The organism is Mesorhizobium sp. M7A.F.Ca.CA.001.08.2.1 (assembly GCF_003998455.1).
GTDB lineage: Bacteria > Pseudomonadota > Alphaproteobacteria > Rhizobiales > Rhizobiaceae > Mesorhizobium > Mesorhizobium ciceri.
Window position 1 is genome coordinate 1 of record NZ_RZPW01001322.1, and the last position, 773, is coordinate 773.

At 64.9% G+C, this 773-nt stretch carries 2 protein-coding genes; both read right to left on the reverse strand.

The genetic code is table 11. The features are described 5' to 3' along the window. Window positions 1-624: heme ABC transporter ATP-binding protein (locus EN914_RS37140; RefSeq protein ID WP_127389769.1), on the reverse strand; the 624-nt coding region annotated here is incomplete at its 3' end. A 6-nt stretch (window positions 625-630) separates the two neighbouring features. Next, a partial coding sequence (locus EN914_RS37145) for an iron chelate uptake ABC transporter family permease subunit (RefSeq protein ID WP_164779253.1) occupies window positions 631-773 on the reverse strand: 143 nt, incomplete at its 5' end.

Consider the following 773-nt stretch of genomic DNA (forward strand, 5'->3'; position numbering starts at 1 on the left):
ATACATGGCCGTCAGATTGAGGTCATGCAGGATGGCGACCACGCCACCGCCCCTTCTGGCGAAGTCGCGGGCAATGTTCATGATGATCAGCTGGTGCTTGATGTCGAGGCTGGACACTGGCTCGTCGAGGAACAGAAAGCGCGGCTTGCCGTCGAGCACCGGCGCCCAGACCTGGCATAGCACGCGCGCCAACTGAACGCGCTGTTGCTCCCCGCCGGAAAGCTCCTGGTAGAAACGGCCGGCAAAGCCGTCGAGATCGACACGCGCCAGAGCCCGTTCCGGCAGCCGCGCATCCTCGCCCGGCAAGGCGCCCGAACGGCCGCCGACAAGACCAAGCTTGACCACTTCCCGCACGGTGAACGGGAACGACAGCGTCGTCGCCTGCGGCAGCACCGCGCGATGGACGGCTGCCTCGGCCGGCTTCATCGTCGAGAGATCTCGGCCGTTGAGGGCAACGCGGCCGGTATAGGCGAGCTCGCCGGAGAGCGCTTTGAGAAAGGTCGTCTTGCCCGAACCATTGGGGCCGACGACGGCGGCGATCTCGCCGGGCCGCGCGTGGAAATCGACACCACTGACGATAGGCTTGCCGGCGATATCAACCGAAACATCCTTTGCCTCGATCATCAAGCCTCACAAATCAACCACGCCGCGCTTGCGCAGCAGGATCCAAAGGAAGAACGGCGCGCCCGCTATCGCGGTGACGATGCCTATCGGCAGTTCGGCCGGCGCAACGATGGTGCGTGCGACCGCATCGGCCAGAAGCAGCAGCGAGG